The 15216-nt window shown below is 54.0% G+C and carries 18 protein-coding genes and 3 pseudogenes; 16 read left to right on the top strand and 5 right to left on the bottom strand.

Translation table 11 applies throughout. From position 1 onward, the window contains the following. Positions 1–9 precede the first annotated feature (9 nt). From OA238_RS23520 to OA238_RS23470, 11 genes and pseudogenes are all read left to right on the top strand, one after another. The gene (locus OA238_RS23520; protein ID WP_015497146.1) at positions 10–555 is read left to right on the top strand and encodes a biotin transporter BioY; all 546 of its coding nucleotides are present in this window, start codon (positions 10–12) and stop codon (positions 553–555) included. Between the two features lie 126 nt (positions 556–681). After that, positions 682–1551 carry an FAD binding domain-containing protein gene (locus tag OA238_RS23515; RefSeq protein ID WP_015497145.1) on the top strand — a complete coding sequence of 290 codons (870 nt, stop codon included), beginning with the start codon at positions 682–684 and terminating at the stop codon, positions 1549–1551. A gap of 2 nt (positions 1552–1553) precedes the next feature. Then, positions 1554–2024: a (2Fe-2S)-binding protein gene (locus tag OA238_RS23510; protein ID WP_015497144.1), complete on the top strand. Its 471-nt coding sequence runs from the start codon at positions 1554–1556 to the stop codon at positions 2022–2024. Then, positions 2021–4378, top strand: coding sequence for a xanthine dehydrogenase family protein molybdopterin-binding subunit (locus tag OA238_RS23505; protein ID WP_015497143.1), 2358 nt, complete (start codon positions 2021–2023; stop codon positions 4376–4378). Before OA238_RS23510 ends, OA238_RS23505 begins: the two co-directional genes overlap by 4 nt. A 129-nt stretch (positions 4379–4507) precedes the next feature. Continuing rightward, on the top strand, positions 4508–5206 hold the full coding sequence (locus OA238_RS23500; RefSeq protein WP_015497142.1) for a nitroreductase: 699 nt from the start codon (positions 4508–4510) through the stop codon (positions 5204–5206). Then, positions 5203–5499 carry a cupin domain-containing protein gene (locus tag OA238_RS23495; RefSeq protein ID WP_015497141.1) on the top strand — a complete coding sequence of 99 codons (297 nt, stop codon included), beginning with the start codon at positions 5203–5205 and terminating at the stop codon, positions 5497–5499. The genes OA238_RS23500 and OA238_RS23495 overlap by 4 nt, the downstream gene beginning before the upstream one ends. Next, the gene (locus tag OA238_RS23490) at positions 5496–5735 is read left to right on the top strand and encodes a hypothetical protein (protein ID WP_044037478.1); all 240 of its coding nucleotides are present in this window, start codon (positions 5496–5498) and stop codon (positions 5733–5735) included. The genes OA238_RS23495 and OA238_RS23490 overlap by 4 nt, the downstream gene beginning before the upstream one ends. Further along, positions 5732–6910 carry an AMP-binding protein gene (locus OA238_RS23485; RefSeq protein WP_015497140.1) on the top strand — a complete coding sequence of 393 codons (1179 nt, stop codon included), beginning with the start codon at positions 5732–5734 and terminating at the stop codon, positions 6908–6910. The genes OA238_RS23490 and OA238_RS23485 overlap by 4 nt, the downstream gene beginning before the upstream one ends. Positions 6911–6912: 2 nt before the next feature. Next, the gene (locus OA238_RS23480; protein ID WP_015497139.1) at positions 6913–8076 is read left to right on the top strand and encodes a thiolase family protein; all 1164 of its coding nucleotides are present in this window, start codon (positions 6913–6915) and stop codon (positions 8074–8076) included. Next, a pseudogene (locus OA238_RS34200) lies at positions 8073–8201 on the top strand (IS6 family transposase); the annotation flags it as partial. The gene OA238_RS23480 and the pseudogene OA238_RS34200, both read left to right, overlap by 4 nt. Positions 8202–8218: 17 nt before the next feature. After that, positions 8219–8725: pseudogene (locus tag OA238_RS23470) on the top strand (IS5 family transposase); the annotation flags it as partial. A 33-nt stretch (positions 8726–8758) separates the two neighbouring features. On the opposite strand, the gene OA238_RS23465 reads toward OA238_RS23470, so the two are convergent. Further along, the gene (locus tag OA238_RS23465) at positions 8759–10030 is read right to left on the bottom strand and encodes an IS256 family transposase (protein WP_015497138.1); all 1272 of its coding nucleotides are present in this window, start codon (positions 10028–10030) and stop codon (positions 8759–8761) included. A gap of 98 nt (positions 10031–10128) precedes the next feature. Between OA238_RS23465 and OA238_RS34805 the strand changes: the two are divergent. Further along, a pseudogene (locus tag OA238_RS34805) lies at positions 10129–10551 on the top strand (transposase); the annotation flags it as partial. On the opposite strand, the gene OA238_RS32120 reads toward OA238_RS34805, so the two are convergent. After that, positions 10444–10821 (bottom strand): hypothetical protein, encoded by a 378-nt coding sequence (locus tag OA238_RS32120; protein WP_051076568.1) that lies wholly within the window; start codon positions 10819–10821, stop codon positions 10444–10446. The pseudogene OA238_RS34805 and the gene OA238_RS32120 overlap by 108 nt on opposite strands. Then, positions 10818–11744: a cation diffusion facilitator family transporter gene (locus OA238_RS23455; protein WP_015497137.1), complete on the bottom strand. Its 927-nt coding sequence runs from the start codon at positions 11742–11744 to the stop codon at positions 10818–10820. The genes OA238_RS32120 and OA238_RS23455 overlap by 4 nt, the downstream gene beginning before the upstream one ends. A gap of 75 nt (positions 11745–11819) precedes the next feature. On the opposite strand from OA238_RS23455, the gene OA238_RS23450 reads away from it, so the two are divergent. The 4 genes from OA238_RS23450 to OA238_RS23435 all read left to right on the top strand — a co-directional run bounded on the left by OA238_RS23450 (position 11820) and on the right by OA238_RS23435 (position 14359). Next, the gene (locus OA238_RS23450; RefSeq protein WP_015497136.1) at positions 11820–12275 is read left to right on the top strand and encodes a MerR family transcriptional regulator; all 456 of its coding nucleotides are present in this window, start codon (positions 11820–11822) and stop codon (positions 12273–12275) included. Between the two features lie 570 nt (positions 12276–12845). Further along, on the top strand, positions 12846–13382 hold the full coding sequence (locus tag OA238_RS23445) for a hypothetical protein (RefSeq protein WP_015497135.1): 537 nt from the start codon (positions 12846–12848) through the stop codon (positions 13380–13382). A 116-nt stretch (positions 13383–13498) separates the two neighbouring features. After that, entirely contained in the window at positions 13499–13774 is a 276-nt protein-coding gene (locus OA238_RS23440; RefSeq protein WP_015497134.1) for a WGR domain-containing protein, read from the top strand. After that, a complete protein-coding gene (locus OA238_RS23435) occupies positions 13775–14359 on the top strand; it encodes a hypothetical protein (RefSeq protein WP_015497133.1) in 585 nt (194 codons plus the stop codon). 48 nt (positions 14360–14407) lie between these two features. Here OA238_RS23435 and OA238_RS23430 read toward each other — a convergent pair whose 3' ends face one another. Together OA238_RS23430 and OA238_RS30750 are read right to left on the bottom strand one after the other, a co-directional pair. Further along, positions 14408–14668, bottom strand: coding sequence for a type I restriction endonuclease subunit R, EcoR124 family (locus OA238_RS23430; RefSeq protein WP_015497132.1), 261 nt, complete (start codon positions 14666–14668; stop codon positions 14408–14410). A gap of 285 nt (positions 14669–14953) precedes the next feature. Then, positions 14954–15205 (bottom strand): DUF4113 domain-containing protein, encoded by a 252-nt coding sequence (locus OA238_RS30750; RefSeq protein WP_015497131.1) that lies wholly within the window; start codon positions 15203–15205, stop codon positions 14954–14956. Positions 15206–15216: the final 11 nt, after the last annotated feature.

Raw genomic sequence — 15216 nt, 5'->3', positions numbered from 1 at the left:
GGAAACCCAATGGAAAAAAATGTTGCTCTAATCGCCTTGTTCGCAGCCTTAATCGCTGCACTTGGCCTCATTCCGAAACTAACGCTTGGTTTCGGCGTACCTATCACTGCGCAAAGCCTCGGTGTCATGCTGTGTGGAACAATATTGGGATCAAAGCGCGGAGCAATGTCCGTCTTGTTGTTGCTCTTGCTCGTGGCAGTAGGGCTGCCGCTTCTTTCTGGAGGACGAGGGGGGCTTGGCTTGTTCGTTTCACCTTCAGCTGGCTTCCTGATTGGCTGGCCTGTGGCAGCCTTTGTAACTGGCATGATTGTTGAAAAATGGCGCGGCCACTCACTAGCTGTCGTGGCGGGTGTTGCTTCAGTGATCGGAGGCATTCTTGTGATGTACGTGTTTGGCATCGCGGGGCTTTCTATTGCCTTAGAAAAATCGCTATTGGAAGCGACAGGGTTGGTAGCTGCGTTCGTACCTGGTGATGTTATTAAAGCTGTGATTGCAGGGATGCTGACGGCCGCATTAGCGAAAGCGCGGCCAGCCAGTGTTTTGTCGGTTACATAGAAATCTGATGACCTCTGGCTTCGAAAAACTCATGTTGCAAAGGCCGGCAATCAGCGCGTTTCTGGACGATTTGTTTGATCGTCGAGCGCTCGCGAAAACAAGTATCGTACGAAAGGTTTAGAGGATATGCGCGAAGAAGAAACCGGCGAAGTTTATTTTGCGAACAGTTTGGACGAAGCAATTTCAATCCTATCGGATAGAGAACGAAGTCTCGTGCCTATTGCAGGTGGGACCTGGCTGATGAGGTCTGAAAAGAGGAAAGAAGCCTTGGCGCCGGGTTTCCTTGCCTTATTTAATGTTTCTGAGCTTCGCGGTTTTCATATGGAGTCGAACCAAATCTCCATCGGCGCTCTAACAACACATCATGATCTTGGCGTCGCACTTGAAGGATCGCCAGAATTGTTTGGTCTTGCTGATGCCGCACGAATTTCAGCAACGCCCGGTGTTCGTCGCCTCGCAACCGTTGGCGGAAATATCTGTACTGATGGCTTTCATTCGCCAGATATTGCGACTGCATTGCTGGCCCTTGATGCTCAAGTTGAGGTTGCTGGTGCCTCTGGCACGAGCAGCTTGCCCCTTTCGGAATATCTAAACAGTAGAAAAGAGAGACCGCTGGATGAAATTCTCGTCAGGGTGATGCTTCCTCGGATGGCTGGCGCAACCTCTCATGTACGACTGACGATGAAGTCGTCGGGAGACTATCCTGTTGCGATCGTAAGTGTTGGTGCTGTGATCAGTTCAACATCGGTTCTGAGTGACCTAAGAGTCGCCATCGGATCGGTAGAAGAAACACCGCGCCGATGGACTGCTTTAGAGGATGCTCTCGAAGGGCAAGTTTTTCGACCGGAAGAATGCAAATCTCAAGCCAGAGACTTGTCTGTAGACTTTAACGGCCGTGATGCTGTCGACGCTCCAGGTTCATATAGGGTGAGTGTACTCCCCCACCTCGTTCAATCGGCCCTAGCTTCTATATTCAATCAAAAAAGGGGGGGGTAGTGATGGCGATACGTTTAACTATAAACGGGGAAAAGCAGGTCTTTCACGGCGATCCACGCACTAGCCTATTGGAGGTCCTGCGAGACACATTCCGCCTGACTGGAGCTAAGGACGTCTGCGGTGAAGGGTTTTGCGGAACGTGCAACGTGCATATCAATGGTGAAGCACTGCCTGCATGTCTTCGTCCAATCGGTATGCTCGAGGGAGCCGAAGTTACCACAATTGAGGGCCTGTCCCCGATGGGCACGTTCAATGCGGTCCAAGCCGCGCTCGAGAAACATGACGTCGTACAGTGCGGCATGTGTTTTCCGGGGTTGGTGATGACCATGAGCAAGTTTTTTGAGACCAACAGCAATCCCTCACGCGCTGAAATCAAGTCAGCAATGACAGGGAACTTATGTCGATGCACTGGTTACGAGTTAATTGTGGATGCTTTGGCTTCGATTGCTGATGAGCGAGGGCTGGTTCAATGACATATCTACAAGCACAAAATAACGCCGTCATGGATTACCCCCGAAGAGACGCCTCGGATAAGTTGCGGGGCCGAACCAAATACACGGTGGACCAAGGTGGTCTTGAAACACTCCATGCTGTCCTAGTACGTTCTGAGGTAGCGTCAGGCAAAATCATTCAACTAGACGCAAAAGCTGCGCTAGAGATGCCAGGCGTGCGGGGAATAGCGACTTCGGTGGATGCTCCCGGTTCCCACGGACTTGGCATAGCCGATCATCCAATTTTTGCTGATGGTCATGTACGTTATCACGGAGAACCGATAGCTGCGATTGCCGCAAAGACACGACGCCAAGCATTGGAAGCTGCGAAGAAAGTCGTCGTCAAGATTGAAGCGTCTAAACCCAACTTAACAATGGCTCAGTCGCTTGCAAAAGATGCCCGTCTTATTCATCCAGACTGGGAAGACTACGAAATTCTCTACGACGGCGCGGCTCGCGGAGGCAATATCGCTTGGGAAGCCACGGTGCGGCGTGGGGATACGCAAGCAGAATTCGACAGAGATGACATCACTGTTGTTGAAGGATGCTACCGCGTAGGTCGACAAAATCATGTTTCCTTTGAACCCCGGGCTGTCATTGCCTCATTTGAAGATGGACGGTTCCACGTCATAACCTCGACGCAAGTGCCTTGGACCGTGCGACATGTAACTGCAAAAGTGCTTGAAATTCCTGAATCGCATGTTCGCGTGACCGTGCCGCCAGTTGGCGGTGGGTTTGGGCTAAAATTCGACTGTTCTCTGGAACCATACGCCGCCATCCTCGCGAAAAAAACGGGTCAACCGGTCTCGCTTATCAATTCGCGAGAAGAAGAGATGCTAACGTGTTTGTGTCGAGAAAACGCAGAAATTCGCCTTAAGTCCGCTGTTACAAAGGACGGTGAAATCGTCGCGCGCGAAGGGACTGTCCTAATGGACGCTGGCGCGTACGGCGGTGAGCAAGTATTCCTGACAACTATGACTGCTCACACCTTAGGTGGAAACTACCGGTTAGGTGCAGCCAAGATTTCTAGTCAGGCTGTTTATACAAACACACCTCCGAATGGCGCTTTTAGGGCATGCAACGGTGTCTACAACACCTTCGCTCTAGAACGGCATACTGATGAGATCTGCAAAGCAATCGGCATGGACCCTGTTGCGTTCCGAAAATTGAATGTCGTGGGCGACGGATCACTTGGGGCGACAGGGCAGGTCTTTGAGGGTGATGTGCTAGGACCGATGCTAGACCGCATGGATGTACTCATTTCGAAGGATAGCCCTGCTGAGGTTGACACGTCCGAATATCTGTATGGACGGGCGACTACGGTCGGCACTTGGTTCATATTTGTTGGCCCGTCCGCCGCCACTGTAAACTTAAATGCAGACGGTAGCGCAACGCTGGTAACCTCTGGAGTTGAAATTGGCTCCGGTACGATGATGCAGTCATTGCCTCAAATGGTGGGGGCCGAACTGGGCATACATCCTGACAATGTCATCGTGAAGACAGCAGACACAGATGCGTCAGGACGAGATCTTGGAGTTGGGGGCGGACGTACAACTGTGTCCATTGGGGCAGCCAGTACGGCTGCATGCGCTGAGGTGCGTGACAAGCTATTCGAGATTGCTAGTGAATTGCTCCAAACAGCAACCGATAAACTTGTTCTTGTGAATGGGCGCGTCGAGATTGCAGGCATGGCAGGATCGGGAATGCCCATTCAATCGGTAATTGCAGAAGCCGAAGCTCGTAATGGTCCCATTGCGGGCAGTGGAGCGTTCACGGCACCCGGAACACCGGCAATGCCAGGATGTGCTGCGGGTCATTTCATTGACGCGATCGATATTCCTGTTTTTGCAGTCCACGATTGCGAAGTAGCAGTCCACAAAGAAACCGGAAAGGTTTCTGTTCTCAGCTATCGTGTGGTGCAAGACGTGGGCCGAGCCATAAACCCGCGGGCCATTCGCAGCCAAGTTCAAGGTGGTGTGGTCCAAGGTATGGGCTATGCGTTAAGTGAAGAAATAACGATCAATGATAAAGGGCGCATCGATCAGGACGGCTTTGAAACCTACAAAATACCCAGTGTTGGAGACGTCCTCCCGATCGATCTAGATCTATTTGAAGGTGCGCCTTCAGCGGGCCCTTTAGGCACGAAGGGTGCCGGCGAAGTTCCAATTCTTAACGTAGGAGCTTCGATAGCATGTGCCGTTGCCAACGCGACGGGTAAGAAGGTCAATGAGTTGCCACTAACGCCTCCACGCGTTTTGGAACTGATGTCAGAAGACAGTCGATCGCTTGATCTAGAGCATATCCAATCAGACTGGGAAAAAAATGTACTGGGTTAACGGTGCTTGGTATGCTCGACCTAAGCCTACGCCCAGTTGGCGCTTCATCTCGTCGTTCACCAGTCTTGCTCACGATGGCATCGACCATGTTGGGGATGCATTGAAGGTTTATGGCGGGCTCGAAATCCAATGATTTCTCGCTTCGAAAAACTTATGCTGCAAAGACGCTCAATCAGGGCGTTTCTGGATGATCCTGTTGACCGTCGAACGCTGGAGAAAATTTGCACCACGGCACGACGTGCGCCAAGTGGTGCAAACCTGCAGCCCGGAAAGTTTCATGTGCTGACAGGAACAAACTTGGATGCGCTCAAAACACAGCTAACGTTGGCACACACCAGCGGCCAAGAGATCGATCTGGAATATTCCTACTTTCCTGAACCTATGCCTGCCGCGCTTAAGGATCGCCAACGGGCGGCAGGGTACGCACTCTATGGTGCCCAAGGGATTGAACGGCGAGACGTGAAGGGCCGTAGAGAGCAATTTGCGCAGAACTACCTTTTTTTCAACGCCCCTGTTGGGGTGGTCGTCACCATTGACCGCAACATGGGCAAGGGCTGTTTCATGGATATGGGAATGGCTGTCATGACGTTTCTCCTTGCCGCTGAAGATGCGGGGCTTGGTGCTACCGGAATTGGTGCCATCGCAAACTATGGAGCTGTCGTGCACCGACAGCTGGGCTTGCCGGAAGACGAGATGATTGTTTGTGGAATTGCGCTTGGACTTCCCGACATAGTCGCACCGATCAACCAGTTTCGGACGGATCGAGCCGAGCTTGCTGAATATTCAAATTTTTATGGCTTCAACACTTTGGAGGAGGAAGAACCGTGACGAATAGAGCCGAAGCGACCGCCACCGTTCTCATTGAGAATGAACAGGTGCGGGTCACACGATATGAGTTTGAACCCGGCCAAGAAACAGGATGGCACCGTCATCTCATGGACTACACAGTCACGGCCATTACAGAATGCACCATGCTCATTGAAACAGACGATGGGCCACAGAACGCAAGTACAGAGCAAGGCGATAGCTATTTTCGCAAAGCGGGTGTGCGGCACAATGTTGTCAACGATGGGAAGGCCAAAATGGTCTTTGTCGAGCTTGAGTTGAAGCAAGGCGCATGATCACGACCGACAATATCAACAGGGTTTTCCCAAACTCCCTTCAAAGCCTCGATCAGCTAGAAGCTGAGTTTCCGTCCCGAGAGCTTGATGATGATGCCGCAGTCACACGCGTGACCGCCAGTCCAAACTCTCAGGACCTGTACTCAATTATGCAGGTATTAGGCCGCGAGCGCGTCATGGAGCGGATTTCAATATTTGAGGCATTGAGCATTGAGCAGTTAGGCGGTCGAAAATGACCAACCTTGGCGAATTCATCTTACACGACGACTTCGAGGTGCTCACCCCACTGACGCCGGAATTAGGCGCGCTTATCGCAGGTTTGCGAGAAAAGATGACGATTTGGGCAAGCCAGACAGCTCAGAGGTCGATTGCCATCGAGGTAGCGTCACGACAATGGCTAATCTGTGAAACATCAGGATCAACGGGAACCCCTAAAGTTATCCGCAGAAGCCCGTCATCTTGGAATAAGTCCTTTGATATCACCCGCAGTCATTTTGGCATCAAAACGACTGACATCTATGCAACTTTTGGATCGTTAGGCCATTCGCTGACGCTTTATGCAGCGGTTGAAGCAATGAGCATCGGGGCGTCTCTCTGCTGTTTGTCTAATGTTGGCCCAGCTCGGCAAGCAAGTTTGATTGATGACCACAAAGTTTCGGTCATTTACGCGACCCCCACACAGCTAAAGTTGCTGTTGAAGGGCGCAAAAACCAACCAAACAACTGGTTTTAATACCGTCACCCACGTCTTTTGCGGAGGGGGCGAGTTAACTGGATCACTGCGAAGCGAATTGAACATGTTTTTCTCAAACGCGATCACTTATGAATTCTATGGGGCAAGTGAGACCAGTTTCATCACCATTTCTGACCTCAATACCCCTTCAGGATCGGTTGGGAGACCATATCCCGGCGTAGATGTTAGAATTGGCGACGGTCAGGCAACCGTTCCATTCGAAGTTGGGGAAATCTGGGTTAGAAGCCCGTTTCTGTTCGATGCATATGAGATCGGTGAAAGCCAAGACACCCGCCGGATTGGCAGTTATTTGACCGTGGGAGAGATGGGATATTTTGACGACGATGGCAGACTGTTTGTCCTAGGACGAAAAAACCGAATGATCACCGTCGCAGACAACAATGTATTCTTGGACGAGATTGAACGAACGATAGGGACCATCTTCGGTATTGATCACTGCGCCGTCATTGCGAAGAAGGATGATCGACGCGGACATGTCCCCGTGTGCTTTGTCCAATCAGGCGACACGTCGATTGACAAGGAGGCAATCGTAAGTCGATGCCGGTTGGGACTCGGTTCACACTCAGTACCTCGTGAGGTGCATTTTGTGACCGAGATGCCGCTTCTTTTGTCGGGAAAACTAGACTACTTGGCACTTCACAATCGGTTGGGTGTTTAGCCGTGTCGGCGTCGGTCCTCTTAGCAGCCCGCCGCAGCGCGGTTGTACCACGTGGAGGCGCATTGTCTAACCTGTCGCTTGAAGAATTGGCAAAACCAGTTCTGGAGCAAGCTATCGAAGATGCCCAGATTAGAATGGAACAGGTCGATGAGGTCATCCTTGCCAACGCCCTTGGTGGGGGAGGGAACCCGGCACGTATTGTCGCGTTGAACGTGGGGTTATCTGAATCCGTCGCCGGTCTCACAATTGATCGACAATGCTCAGGAGGTCTTGATGCGATTACGCTCGCTGATGCCTTAATCAGATCGGGAAGCCATCAGGTGGTCATCGCTGGTGGAGTAGAGAGTTATTCGCGAAGGCCTTTGCGGTATCGGACGTTTCATGATGATCGGGTGGCAGAACAATACGATCAGGCTCAGTTCACGCCTTGGCCCGACCGAGATCCTGATATGGCGGTTGCAGCTGACCAACTTGCTTCCAAATATGGGATATCCAAAGCCGAACAAGATGCTTGGGCAATAGAGAGTCATCGAAAAGCAATAGCTTCACAATCAACCCACTCTACTGCTCGGATCGTAGAAGTCGCAGGAGTGACTAAAGATGCATTCCCGCGAAATCTTAGCATGGCGCTGTGCAATCGAGCATCGTCTGTAAGCGGGAGTATTTCGGTCGCGAACATGGCTGTCGCTGCAGATTGCGCCGCGGTAGTTGTCATGACTTCGGCAGACTTCGCCGAACAACATGGCCTACAAGGTCTAAAATTTATTTCTGGTATCAGCGTTGGCGCACAGCCAGACATGCCGGGTGAAGCCCCCATAATGGCTATAAAAACACTGCTTAAGCGAACTGGAATCGCGGCAGAGGACCTCAGCCATATAGAGATAATGGAGGCTTTCGCAGTACAGGCGTTGGTTTGCCAGCGAGGCGCACAGTTGCCACTGAACTTGGTCAACTTAGAGGGGGGATCTCTAGCTCGGGGGCATCCCATTGGCGCTTCGGGAGCCATTTTGGCTGTGAACATCTTTGATGAACTAACACAAAGACCAGGTTTCGGACTTGCGGCAATTGCTGCTGCTGGTGGAATTGGTAGCGCCGCTCTATTTGGTGCACTATCAAAGCAAAATCGGTGGAGCCGGGCAGGGCGCGGAATTAGCGTCGCAGGATGACAAAACACAGCCCTTTCCGCTACTTCAAGACGAGCCCAGAGATTATCCGTTTAGCAGTGATGATGTCCGTTCGTTTCACGCTTTCGCTTTGGAATGTGGGGGATCTTTTGCACGAACGTGGCATCGGCCCCCGTCAACTTGACGATACCCCAATTGGTCCGAATACAACGAAGGCCTGCGACAACGCGGTGATCTGACTGTCTGGATCAGCAAAGACGCGCTTGGCCTGTGGTCGGCACCGCCTCGGACAATCCGAGGTAGCCAGCGGAAGTATTCGGACCTAGCGGTTGAGATTTGTCTGACGCTGGGCGTGGTTTTCAAACAACCGCTGCGCCAGACCCAAGGCCTGATGCGCAGTATCGCGGGGTTGCTTGGGGTTGAGATCGCAGTGCCTGATTTCTCCACCTTATCGCGCAGGAGCAGTGGGCTAACACTGCGTGCGACGCAGAAGCCCGGAGGCGGTAAGCCAGTCCATTTGGTCGTGGACAGTACTGGCCTAAAAATCTTCGGCGAGGGTGACTGGCTCGAGGAGAAGCACAAAACAAAGCGCAAACGGCGCTCTTGGCGCAAGCTCCACCTCGGTCTTGATCTTGTCAGTGGCGAGATCGTCTGCTGTGATCTAACCAAGGATGACGTCGGCGATCCGACGGGAGCTATGCTTGAATTTGGGTGACGCGCATCATTAGGCGGCGTGGTTTTCGGTGTCACCGGTCACTTCGACACCGTCGTTGAATTTGATGCCATCGATGACTTTTGGCAACTGGTTTCTACCCTTGAGCCTCAACCATTTCTTTGATGCGGCCTGAATGAGGGTAAAAACCATCAGCTTTGCAGTTTTTTGCGACAGTGCGCCTTTGGTACGAACCGTTCTGTGTCGGACGGTGGCAAACACGCTTTCTATAGGGTTTGAAGTGCGTAGATGGCCCCAATGTTCCGCCGGAAAATTAAAGAATGCGAGCATCGCGTCTTGATCCTTGATTAGACATGCAACGCCCTTTGGATATTTGACCTCATATTTCTCAGAGAACACTGCCAGCGCCGCTTCTGCTTCTTTGCGCGTCCCTGCGTGCTGGATGTTATCCAGATCTGACTTCACAGCCGGTGCCATCTGCTTGGGAAAACAATTCAGAACATTCTTCACCTTATGCACCCAACACCGTTGGTGTTTTGTGCCTGGAAATGCCCTGTCCAGCGCGTTCCAAAACCCCATGGCCCCGTCACCAACCGCAATTTCCGGTGCGACGGACAACCCACGACTTTTTATGTCGGTCAGTAACTCATGCCAACTCTGTGCGCTCTCCCGCAGACCGACCTGAAAGCCGATCAATTCTTTCTTGCCCTCCGGTGTTGCACCGATGATCACCAGCATGCATTCGGCATTTTCTTCCATCCGGGCCTGAAGATAGACGCCATCGGCCCAGATGTAGACATAGTGACGAGCAGAGAGATCACGCCGGGTCCAGGTGTCATATTGTGCCTGCCATCCAGCCGTCAGTCGCGAAATGACGCTTGGCGAAAGGTTCGGCGCGTCGGTGCCCATAATGGCTGACAGCGCTTCTTGAAAATCACCCGTTGAAATGCCTTTCAGATAAAGCACCGGCAACAAGGCATCTAAGCTTACCGAGCGGCGCGCCCATTTCGGCAGTATGTTCGATGTAAAGCGGATTTTTTTGGACGGATCAGGTGTTGCCAGCCGGTCGCGCACCTTGGGCCGCTGGACATCCAGAGAACCAATGCCGGTCTGGATCTGCCGTTCAGGGCCAAATCCATGCCGCACAATCCGCTGGCGGCCATCCTCCAGCTGTTCATCTGCAAAGCTGGCGACAAATGCATCAGCTTCGGCTTTCAGCGCTTCCGCCAACATCCGGCGGGCACCCTCCCGTGCAAGCTCTGTCAACGGATCTACGATCGTTTCCGATTGGTGGAACGGCAGGATCTGTGTATCGTTCTTCATAGGCGTATTGCTCCTTGTGAGGTTCTGGCCGGCTTTGACACCTGCCACAATACGCCGCCTTTCAAATCACGCCATCACCCAAATTCCACCATAACTCTCCGACGGCGCTGCCAGACCTGTTGGATCAAGTCGACGGTCCTGTTGATCTGTTCCTCGCAGATGGAGCTTACGACGGAGAACCAACATCTGAATTGCTTGCCACTCGGTTCGGATCGACGATCGAGGTCACGATCCCACCTCCCAAAAACGCAATACTGAGCCCCAATGCGCCCAAAGATCCGACGGAACGTGACTGTCATGTAGCCGAGATCGCAGCTCGCGGGCGGATGGCCTGGCAAAAAGCCACTGGCTACAATCGCCGCAGCCGGGGCGAAACTCTCATGGGCCGCTGGAAAACAGTTATTGGGCCGAAGCTAAAGGCGCGCAACTTCGAAAATCAGAAAACAGAAGCCAGGATTGGCGTTCGGGTTCTCAACCGGATAATCGGCCTTGGCCGCCCAAGTTTTGAACGCACCGCCTGAATTCCGTCTCGGGTAGGGCGCGTTCCGAGTTGACCTTGATCTATGCAACAAGGCCCAGCCCAAGGCATTCCATTGAATGAGGCCCACGATAATGGCGCTGCCGCAAACCGAGATGGTGGGCATCCAAACCATGATCTGGCTAAACGAACTCACATGCCGAGGGGGCCAGAGGCGGCAATCAGGGGCAAAGATCGACCAGACCAGCATCGCGATCAACGCTGTTTCGCAGAAAAGGGCGATGATCAGCGTGACGGGAACAATATCGCTCATCCGTGCTGCTCCTCGCCGTGTCCCCGCCCGCCGAACTCGGATGGGTCATCGCAAGCGTGGCGCGCACATTCCAGCTCCAGCGTGGTGTGCTCGATATCGAATTGGTCGGACAGCGCGGCCTTGATCCGGTCCTTTACAGCGTCTGCGTCATTCCAGCGTCCCTCCGCAATGACGATATGAGCGTCCAGCGCAGCGCGATGTTCGTCCATCTGCCCAAAATGTGCGTGGTGGATGCCGGTCACGCCGTCGATGCCGCGCACTGTATTGAGGACAGCTTCCGTCTCGATCTCGGGCGGCGAGCCCAGCATCAGGATGCGGATCACAGGACCGATCTCACGGAAGGATTGCCACAAGATGTAGCCCGCGATCATCACCGTCACGATTGGGTCGATCAGCCGCCAGTCGTAAAGCAGGATCAGTGTGCCGGCGAAGATCACGGCGACGGAACCGAGTGCGTCAGCCACATTGTGCAGGAAGGCAGCACGGATGTTCACGCTGGACTTGGACATGGCGTAAGTCAGCATAGCCGTCACCACATCAACAACAAGAGCGATGCCCGCGATAATCCAACCCTCGACATCCTGAGGGTTGGCAAAACGCATTGCGGCTTCGTAGAGAAGGTAGAGGCCTATCACGATCAGTGTCGTGTAGTTAATGAGTGCCGCAACAACCTCGACCCGGCCATAGCCGAAGGTCATCTCCGCGTCTCGTGGCCGTCGCGCTATTTTGCGCGCGCCGAAAGCGATGATGAGCGAGATCGCGTCGGAGAAGTTATGCAGCGCGTCCGCGATCAAAGCCAGCGATCCGGACATGATACCGCCTATGACCTGCGCGACTGTGAGCCCCATATTGACGGCAATGGCGGCGAAGACGCGGCGGTCGCCCGCTTCGGGGTCGACGTGATGATGATGGCCGTGTCCCATATCGGTAGCTCCTTTCGATTCGCATCCTTTTCATATAGATACGATCTACAGGGACTGTAGCTTCAAGGAGCAAGTGTGAAAGAGTATTCAATCGGGCAGATGTCGCGCCAGACCGGCGTGAAGGTGACGACGATCTGCTACTACGAAAGCCGGGGCCTGATCCCGTCACCTGGGCGCACGGAAGGCGGGCAGCGGCGATACGACGACGCCGCGCTTGAACGGCTGGCCTTCCTGCGCCATGCGCGGGAACTGGGGTTCGGGCTCGATGACATCGCGGAGTTGATGGCTCTGGCCGAAGAGCCTGCCGAAGATTGTGCGCCCGCCCATGAGATCGCTCGAAAGCAGCTCGCGGCAGTGGACCGACGCATGACCATTCTTGCGCAGCTTCGCAAAGAACTGGCGCGGATGGCAAACGCGGACGATAAGGGGCAAGCAGGGGATTGCCGCGTTATCCAAGTGCTCGGCGATCACCGTCTTTGCATCGGCGCGCATGAAGCACCAACAAACCTGTCTATAACCAATAGCGATTGAACGAACCTCATTGCTTAACAAGACATTGGCTGCACTCTGACGAGCGAACAGATTGGGCTCAGAGCCGCGGTTAGCTGCGTTTGCACATCGAAAAACTGAGTCGCAGCCCCGAGTGTCCGCTTTCTTCAAGTTGCCCAATTTAGTTTGCGCGCGCAGCGAAGGTCCGCAATCCGCCCTTGGTGTCGGCCGTGGCGAACGGGAGTTATTGTCAAATCTGGTGTTTGAGGCTTGTCGGTCATGCGGCGAGACACCCTCGGTGGAAGAAGTCTTTCGTGGCGGCAAAAAGTGACAAGACCACTGTGGGATCGCGCACGTTCGCTCTTGTCACTGGCCTTTCTGTGGCACGGGGGACATGATTGCCTGAAATAAAACAACAGGATTTCCCCCTATGCGACTGACAGCCCCGACCTTTATCGTCTTTGTGATCTCTCTTATTTGCGCCGCGCTGGTAGCTGCTCCCGGTTCTCGGTGTGGCCGTGGTAGCCTTGCCGATCTCCGGCTTTTGGCTGATGACGATTGCCTGGGGCTTGCTGCTGGCAGGCGTGCTTTTCCGGGGGGTATGATTCTGCGATGGCTAAAGCGTCTAAACTCGACCGGCTGAGCGACCAGGTGATCACGGCGCTGCTTGAAAAGCATGCGTGCCCGCTGCCGTTTCACGCGGTGCGGGCTTTGTTTATGGGCAATATCGCCACGCCGGATATGACGGCCTCCCCGATGCAGACCATTCGTGATTTATGGGGCGGCGAGTTGCCCGAGTTTGAAACCAAGCAAGACGCTGAACTCTTGATGATGGGCTTGATGCGAGGCCTCTGGAATGGGCTGAGCGCGTATCAAAACCGCACGAACCCTTTCAAACTGACACGGATGAAGAGCCCGCAACCGAGCTGGGAGGTGCTTGCGCGCCTGTCTTTGCTGCGGCGCGAAGAGATTGATGGGTTTATCGAAGGGCTGTTTGCTGGGCACGAGGAAATAGACCTGCCCGAAAAGGCCCATCGCGCGACCAATATCCTGGGCGAAATGCGCGCCATGCTGGTGGGCTTGCATGGTTTGGCAACGAAGAACACCATGCCCACGGACATCAAAGAGCTGGACGGGATGATCAAGTAGGTGCGTGAGCTGAGTATCATCGCAGAAAAGGAAATGAACGTCGCTATCCAGTCGTGCAAACGCGCCCGCGCGCAAATGCTTGTGACCTATGTTGCGGAAAAACCGGTGCTGCATTGATGTCCTTTGACGCGGACCAGTTTGAAGTGTTCCCCGACCGGCTTCATTTGCGACGGGACGTCCCTGCCAAAAATATGCGGCGCTTCTATCTGATGACGGTGCAGCGCGACCTCTTTGGAGGCGCGTCGCTGATCCGCGAATGGGGACGGGTAGGAAGCCCAGGAAAAGTGCAGGTTGAGCACCACCCTGACGAGGGACGGGCGGTCGATGCCCTAGCGGATATCACGCAGCGCAAGCGCAAACGCGGCTATCGTTTCGTGCCGGGAGGGTTTTGAATGTCCGGCCTGCCTGAGCTGATTATGAACCGCGCCTTCATGGAGGATTTTTCCGAGGCTCCCGCGCCCTGTTTTGGTATGGGTTTGGTTGAAGCCAATGGCGCACAGACAGGGTTTCTGGCCATGCGACCGGCGACGCCGATCCCAGGCGAGATACTTGGGCTTGGGTTCGCCTTTGGTCACCGCATGCTGGATCTGCGCGGCGCGCAGCTGTGCCAGTTTGTGTTCAATATCTACGGCTTTCAAGCTTATTCGGCCCTGGTAAACCCTGCCAGCCCGATGGTGCGCACGGTCCTTGAGGTGATGCTGACGCGGCGGGATTATTTCTTCTTTGTGCTGAACCCCGATGGAGGGGCGAGCGCGTTCCGCTCTGATCTTGGAGTTGAAAATATTGCCGGTCTGCGGGATAACCTCGCGGGCATGTACGCAGCAAGTACGTCACCCGCGCGCTATGAAGAGGCAGCGGGGTTGTTTGCGCAGGCCCCGGATCCTGCCAGTACCGTTTTGACCTGGGTGTGCCGGGATAACCCGAACTACCTTGATCTGGATACGGACCCGATGGTGCTTCCGCCCTCTGCCAGGTGAGTCCTTTTTTCTTGCTTGTTCAATTTAGGGGGCACCCATGCACGACCCCTAATCCACCCCCTCAACAAACGTCTCCACGAAGGCCTTAATCTTCTCGATCACCCGATCCGCAACGCTGCGGCGCTCGCGTAGGGCAGGGCGGGTCTCCATAATCCCAATGACGTCATCGCGCATTGGGGTTTTTTCAGTGAACAGATAGTTTGCAAGCACTTTGTCCAGCGCTTCGCCTTTGAGGCCTTCGTCCTGGCTTAGAGTGACAAGCGCGCTTTGCTTTTGCGCCTCCCAGTAGTTGTCGAATTCAGCCCCCACATGCAGGGCAAACGCATGAACAACCTTGGCGACCGACCACCCCGCCTAACATCCACCAATAGTGGCAAGAAGTCGGCATTTTCCCTCATGCCAGAAAAGCGAATTGTATCGAAAACACCTCGCTTCAATGAAATCCAGTTTCATGCGTTTGCCCTGCCCCCACATGGGGTTCCGTTAAGATGTAAGGCCGTGCTGCTAACATCCTATGGAAAAAGGGGAAAATTACCAGGGAATGTGGGGCAGAGGGGCGATTGCTCTGCTGGCACATATAAGGACTTATGCGTCTTAGGGCAGGAGGGGCGGACTGCAGACTTCCGCTGCAAGCGCGAGGTAAGATTGAGTCAACAGCGACAGCCGACATTCAAATAGCCGCTGATGGGGTGTTCGTTCTGCATGCGGATGCCGGGTCAGGCGAGCCGGAGTGTATCTGGGGCTCCGGTGGTTGGATCTCAGCTGCCAAGGCCCCTTCATCCCTTTGCTTGCCAGCACCATAGTTTTCTTTCCGAAGCGGTCATTGACCTGATCAAGTGCGGTCATCAGGGCCGCGG

The organism is Octadecabacter arcticus 238 (assembly GCF_000155735.2).
GTDB classification, from domain to species: Bacteria; Pseudomonadota; Alphaproteobacteria; order Rhodobacterales; family Rhodobacteraceae; genus Octadecabacter; species Octadecabacter arcticus.
Note: the sequence above shows the minus strand (reverse complement) of the source record. Positions and strands in the feature narration are given on the sequence as shown.

What these genes read in the sequence shown, in the direction of transcription:
- OA238_RS23520 (WP_015497146.1), top strand. Translation starts at nt 10, where the DNA reads ATGGAAAAAAATGTTGCTCTAATCGCCTTGTTCGCAGCCTTAATCGCT.
- OA238_RS23515 (WP_015497145.1), top strand. Translation starts at nt 682, where the DNA reads ATGCGCGAAGAAGAAACCGGCGAAGTTTATTTTGCGAACAGTTTGGAC.
- OA238_RS23510 (WP_015497144.1), top strand. Translation starts at nt 1,554, where the DNA reads ATGGCGATACGTTTAACTATAAACGGGGAAAAGCAGGTCTTTCACGGC.
- OA238_RS23505 (WP_015497143.1), top strand. Translation starts at nt 2,021, where the DNA reads ATGACATATCTACAAGCACAAAATAACGCCGTCATGGATTACCCCCGA.
- OA238_RS23500 (WP_015497142.1), top strand. Translation starts at nt 4,508, where the DNA reads ATGATTTCTCGCTTCGAAAAACTTATGCTGCAAAGACGCTCAATCAGG.
- OA238_RS23490 (WP_044037478.1), top strand. Translation starts at nt 5,496, where the DNA reads ATGATCACGACCGACAATATCAACAGGGTTTTCCCAAACTCCCTTCAA.
- OA238_RS23485 (WP_015497140.1), top strand. Translation starts at nt 5,732, where the DNA reads ATGACCAACCTTGGCGAATTCATCTTACACGACGACTTCGAGGTGCTC.
- OA238_RS23465 (WP_015497138.1), bottom strand. Translation starts at nt 10,030, where the DNA reads ATGAAGAACGATACACAGATCCTGCCGTTCCACCAATCGGAAACGATC.
- OA238_RS32120 (WP_051076568.1), bottom strand. Translation starts at nt 10,821, where the DNA reads ATGAGCGATATTGTTCCCGTCACGCTGATCATCGCCCTTTTCTGCGAA.
- OA238_RS23455 (WP_015497137.1), bottom strand. Translation starts at nt 11,744, where the DNA reads ATGGGACACGGCCATCATCATCACGTCGACCCCGAAGCGGGCGACCGC.
- OA238_RS23445 (WP_015497135.1), top strand. Translation starts at nt 12,846, where the DNA reads ATGGCTAAAGCGTCTAAACTCGACCGGCTGAGCGACCAGGTGATCACG.
- OA238_RS23440 (WP_015497134.1), top strand. Translation starts at nt 13,499, where the DNA reads ATGTCCTTTGACGCGGACCAGTTTGAAGTGTTCCCCGACCGGCTTCAT.
- OA238_RS23435 (WP_015497133.1), top strand. Translation starts at nt 13,775, where the DNA reads ATGTCCGGCCTGCCTGAGCTGATTATGAACCGCGCCTTCATGGAGGAT.
- OA238_RS30750 (WP_015497131.1), bottom strand. Translation starts at nt 15,205, where the DNA reads ATGACCGCACTTGATCAGGTCAATGACCGCTTCGGAAAGAAAACTATG.